Origin of the sequence: Streptomyces sp. RP5T (genome assembly GCF_003933965.1) — a bacterium.
Taxonomy (GTDB): Bacteria; Actinomycetota; Actinomycetes; order Streptomycetales; family Streptomycetaceae; genus Streptomyces.
In genome coordinates this window covers 1-4,927 of sequence record NZ_RSAJ01000600.1, presented here as the reverse complement: position 1 = coordinate 4,927, position 4,927 = coordinate 1, and the positions used below count along the sequence as shown (strand labels likewise).

Sequence of the window (4,927 nt, the reverse complement as noted above, 5' to 3'; positions counted from 1 at the left end):
GGATAGGCTCGGGGGTGTGAACCCAGTCAAGCCAGGAGAGACGCGGCGTACGCCTTGGATCGTAGGGGTGTCCGGCGCCTCCGGCACCCCGTATGCCGCGTCCGTGCTGCGTGCGCTGCTCGCTGCCGGTGAGAGCGTCGACCTGGTGGTCTCCCGCGCCTCGCGGCTCACCCTTCTCGACGAGACGGGGATCTCCTTCCGGGACGCGCACTGGCGCGAGGACCTGCGGGAATGGCTGGGCCGGGGAGCCGACGGCAAGCCGGCCGCCTTCGACGTCGACACCGACGCCGTGCGGTACTGGCCCCCCGGGGACCTGGCCGCCGGCCCGTCCTCGGGGTCGTACCCGAGCAAGGGGATGCTGATCGTCCCGGCCTCCACGGCCTGTGTCGCCGGAGTCGCCCTCGGGCTCTCCAAGGACCTGCTCCAGCGGGCCGCGAGCGTCACGCTGAAGGAGCGGCGGCCGCTGGTCGTGGCGGTGCGGGAGACTCCCCTGAACGGTCAGACCCTGCGGCACCTCGTCACGCTCGACGACGCCGGCGCGAGCGTGGTCCCCGCCTCGCCGGGCTTCTACGCGGGAGCCACCCACATCCAGGACCTGGTGGACTTCGTCGCCGGGCGGGTGCTGGACGCGGCGGGCGTCCGGCACGACCTGTACCGGCGCTGGCGGGGCGAACTGGGCGGCGGCACATCGGGTCAGTAGGACACGCGGCAGTACCGGCAGTACCTCTCATCACTTCAGGCACTTTTCAGCGGAAGGCTTCGATCCCATGGACGCGGTGGACAGGCAGCTCATCCAGGCCCTGAGGGAGAACGGCCGGGCCTCCTACGCGGAGCTGGGGCGCCTCGTCGGTCTGTCGGGACCCAGCGTCACCGACCGCATCAACCGGCTGGAGGCGGCCGGTGTCATCACCGGTTACCGCGCCACCGTCGACGCCGCCTCGCTCGGCCTCGGCGTCACCGCGCTGATCGGCATCTCGCTGTCCGACGCGGTGGACCACGAGGACGTGGCGCGGCGGCTCAGGGACCTCACCGAGATCGAGGACTGCTGGTTCATCGCGGGTGACGACTCGTACATGCTGAAGGTGCGGGCACCCGACGTGGACGGTCTGGAGAAGATCATCCGGCGGCTGTCCGGGACCGAGGGGGTCTCCCGGACCCGTACCACGATCGTGCTCTCCACGAAGTGGGAGAACCGGGTCGGGGAACTGCCCGAAGAGGCGTAGAGGCGGGGACGTACGGTTGTTGAAGTCGTCGGAGAAAGGTGTGACCCCCATGGACGTCGGGCTCAAGCGCGAGCTGGAGAACAAGGTCAGGGCCGGTGAGCGGCTGACCCGTGAGGACGGCATCGCGCTGTACGAGTCGGACGACCTGGCGTGGCTGGGCGGGCTCGCGCACGAGGTGCGGACGCGGAAGAACGGCGACGTCGTCCACTTCAACGTCAACCGCCACCTCAACATGACCAACGTGTGCACGGCGTCCTGCGCCTACTGCTCCTTCCAGCGCAAGCCGGGGGAGAAGGACGCGTACACGATGCGCATCGAGGAGGCGGTGAAGCTCGCCAAGGCGATGGAGGGCGAGAACCTCACCGAGCTGCACATCGTCAACGGCCTGCACCCGAACCTGCCCTGGCGCTACTACCCGCGGTCGCTGCGCGAGCTGAAGGCGGCGCTGCCGGGCGTCTCCCTGAAGGCGTTCACGGCCACCGAGATCCACCACTTCGAGACGATCTCGGGTCTGTCGGCCTCCGAGATCCTCGACGAGCTGATCGACGCGGGACTGGAGTCCCTCACCGGCGGTGGCGCGGAGATCTTCGACTGGGAGGTCCGGCAGCACATCGTGGACCACCGCACCCACTGGGAGGACTGGTCCCGCATCCACCGCCTGGCGCACGAGAAGGGTCTGAAGACCCCGAGCACCATGCTGTACGGCCACATCGAGGAGCCCCGCCACCGTGTGGACCACGTCCTGCGGCTGCGTGAGCTCCAGGACGAGACCGGCGGTTTCCAGGTCTTCATCCCGCTGCGCTACCAGCACGACTTCGTGGACGTGAAGGACGGCAAGGTGCGCAACCGCCTTCAGGCCCGCACCCAGATGGCGACCGGCGCGGAGGCCCTGAAGACCTTCGCGGTCTCCCGCCTCCTCTTCGACAACGTCCCGCATGTCAAGGTCTTCTGGGTCATGCACGGCGTCCAGACCGCCCAGCTCGCGCTCCAGCACGGCGCGGACGACATGGACGGCTCGGTGGTCGAGTACAAGATCACCCACGACGCCGACAACTACGGCACGCCGAACAAGCTGACCCGCGAGGACCTGCTGGACCTGATCCGGGACGCCGGGTTCCGCCCGGTGGAGCGGAACACGCGGTACGAGATCATCCGGGAGTACGACGGCCCCGACGCGGGACGCCGTGAGTCTCCTCAGCCGATGCGGGTCTGAGGTTGCCGGTCGGGTGCGGGTGCGTGGGGGCTGATCGCGCAGTTCCCCGCGCCCCTGGGGTGGTGCGCCCGAGGACTCCTGCAGAGCGAACCCTCGGCACCTCCAGCCCCTGACCAGCCTGTAAGGATTACGATGCTGTCGTGTCCCTTACGTTTACTCTCGACCCGGCCGTCACTCCCGCCCTCCGGGACGGCATCCTCGATCTGTGGACGGACGTCAGCAACGCGGGCGGTGCCGTCGGTTTCGTCGCGCCCGTGGAGCGGGAGACCATACGCCCCGAGCTGGTGAAGCACTTCGCGGCGATGGCGGACGGCCGCACCCGGCTGCTCGTCGGACACGACGCGGAGGGTCAGGTGGCCGCCGCCGCGTTCCTCACCTTCAACACGCACCGGCTGATGACCCACTGGCTCTGGCTGTACACCGTGATGGTCCACCCCCGTCACCAGGGCAAGGGCTACGGCCGCGACCTGCTCGGCGCCGCCGCGGACGCGGCCCGCGGGATCGACGGCATCGAGGCGATCCGGCTCACCTGCCGCGGCGGCCTCGGCCTGGAGCGCTTCTACGGCTCCTGCGGCTACAAGGAGGTGGGCCGCATACCGGACGCCATACGGGTCGCTCCCGGGGACGACCGCGACGACGTGATCATGCTGCTGCCCCTGCGCTGACCCCCGTCGAAGATCGGGTGCCCGGCGTGCTTCACTGGACGGTGCCCCTTTATGGAACCGGAAGAGTGGATTGACATGCTCCGCTACACGCTGATGCGCCTCGGGATCTTCGTGGGCTGCCTCGTGGTCGTCTGGGGCCTCGTCTACTCCGGCCTCGCCCCGCGCGGCCTCGGCGACTCCAACGGCATGTGGATCGTCCTGCTCTCCCTGCTGCTCTCGGCCCCCATCAGCTTCGTGGTCCTGCGCAAGGAGCGCGACCGCGCCTCCATCCAGGTCGTCCAGCGCGTCGACCGGATGAAGGCCAACCTGGAGGCGAACCGCAGCCAGGAGGACGAGGCCGCCGACGAGGGCGCCCCCTCCAAGGGCCAGGCCCCGCAGACCTCCTGAGCCGGGCAGCCCGACAGCCCGAGCCCGACAGCCCGAGCCCGACAGTCCAACGCCCCCGCGCCCGCGTGACCGTAGTCTTTGGGCATGGGTGTCGTGAAGAGCAAGCGCATGCCGCGTGCGGTGCGGGAGCAGCAGATGCTGGACGCCGCCGTGGAGATCTTCGGGCAGCGCGGGTACATGGCCGCCTCGATGGACGAGATCGCCGAACTCGCCGGTGTGTCCAAGCCGTTGGTCTACCTGTACCTGAACTCCAAGGAAGACCTCTTCACCGCGTGCATCCGCCGGGAGGCCGCCGCGCTCACCGAGGCCGTGCGGACGGGGGTGCGGACCGATCTGCCCGCCGACCGCCAGCTCTGGGACGGGCTGCTGGCGTTCTTCACGCACACCTCCCGGCATCCGCACGGCTGGTCCGTGCTGCACCTCCAGGCCCGGATCCACGGTGAGGCGTTCGCCGCCGAGGTCACCGCGATGCGCGAGGAGATCGTCGCGTTCGTGACGCATCTGATCGTGGTCGCGGCCCGCGAGGCCCACCGCGATCCCGATCTGCCCGAGCGGGAGGTCGCCGGCCTCGCCGAGGCCCTCGTCGGGGCCGCCGAGTCCCTCGCCGCCTGGGCCAACGCGACCGAGGGTGTGACGGCGAGGCAGTCCGCGGCGACCCTGATGAACTTCGCGTGGGCCGGGCTCGGCAACCTCATGGAGGGCCGGCCGTGGACCCTCAAGGACGCGCCGTCCGGGAGCGTCCCGCTCCAGGTCAGCTGAGGCCGTCCGGCGAACCGTGGCCGGCCAGCGGGTACACGCCGCCGGTCACGTGCACACGCTCGCCGTCGCACAGCTCGAACCGCTCGCCGTCCGCCGCGTACGTCACCGTCCCCGGCAGCAGCACCGGGGCCCTGAACTCGGCCCGCACCAGCACCGCCTGAGGGGTGCCGTGCGCCGCGAGACAGCGGGCCGCCGTCCACATGCCGTGCGCGATGGCCCGTTCGAAGCCGAAGAGGCGGGCCGTGAGCGGGTACAGGTGGATCGGGTTGCGGTCGCCGGACGCGGCGGCGTAACGCCGTCCTACGTCCCCGGCCAGCCGCCACTCGGCGACCGCGGGCAGCGGCCCGTGCTTCTCCTGGTCCTGATTCCGGTCCCTGTCCCTGTCCCGGCCCCGGTCCGTCCCGGCCCCCGTCGTGCGGTGCCGTGCCAGATAGGTGCTCACCGACTCCCACACGACGTCCTCGCCCACCCGCAGCCCGGTCACCACCGAGACCTCCGTACCGCGTCGATGCGGAGCCAACCCCTCGACGTGCACGGTGAGTTCGTACTCGCCCGACGCGGTCAGCTCCCGGTACCGGGTGATCTCGATCGAGGTGTGCACCAGCCCGAGCAGGGGCAGCGGGAAGCCCGGCCCGCTCAGCAGGCGCATGGCCAGCGGGAAGCCCAGCACATGCGGATAC

The 4,927-nt window shown here is 70.3% G+C and carries 7 protein-coding genes; 6 read left to right on the top strand and 1 reads right to left on the bottom strand.

The genetic code is table 11. The features are described from left to right. Positions 1-67 precede the first annotated feature (67 nt). The 6 genes from EHS43_RS37300 to EHS43_RS37275 all read left to right on the top strand — a co-directional run bounded on the left by EHS43_RS37300 (position 68) and on the right by EHS43_RS37275 (position 4,247). A complete protein-coding gene (locus tag EHS43_RS37300; protein ID WP_185806578.1) occupies positions 68-700 on the top strand; it encodes a UbiX family flavin prenyltransferase in 633 nt (210 codons plus the stop codon). A 67-nt stretch (positions 701-767) separates the two neighbouring features. Beyond that, a complete protein-coding gene (locus EHS43_RS37295) occupies positions 768-1,223 on the top strand; it encodes an Lrp/AsnC family transcriptional regulator (RefSeq protein ID WP_037720768.1) in 456 nt (151 codons plus the stop codon). A 49-nt stretch (positions 1,224-1,272) separates the two neighbouring features. Further along, entirely contained in the window at positions 1,273-2,436 is a 1,164-nt protein-coding gene (mqnE, locus tag EHS43_RS37290; RefSeq protein WP_125195053.1) for an aminofutalosine synthase MqnE, read from the top strand. A 140-nt stretch (positions 2,437-2,576) separates the two neighbouring features. Beyond that, positions 2,577-3,101, top strand: coding sequence for a GNAT family N-acetyltransferase (locus EHS43_RS37285; protein WP_125195052.1), 525 nt, complete (start codon positions 2,577-2,579; stop codon positions 3,099-3,101). Between the two features lie 75 nt (positions 3,102-3,176). Next, complete coding sequence (locus EHS43_RS37280) at positions 3,177-3,488, top strand: DUF4229 domain-containing protein (protein ID WP_125195051.1); 312 nt, start codon at positions 3,177-3,179, stop codon at positions 3,486-3,488. An 84-nt stretch (positions 3,489-3,572) separates the two neighbouring features. Continuing rightward, positions 3,573-4,247: a TetR/AcrR family transcriptional regulator gene (locus EHS43_RS37275; RefSeq protein ID WP_125195050.1), complete on the top strand. Its 675-nt coding sequence runs from the start codon at positions 3,573-3,575 to the stop codon at positions 4,245-4,247. Here the strand turns inward: EHS43_RS37275 and EHS43_RS37270 are convergent. Continuing rightward, positions 4,240-4,927 (bottom strand): MaoC/PaaZ C-terminal domain-containing protein (locus EHS43_RS37270; protein ID WP_125195049.1); only part of this gene is annotated, 688 nt, incomplete at its 5' end. The genes EHS43_RS37275 and EHS43_RS37270 overlap by 8 nt on opposite strands.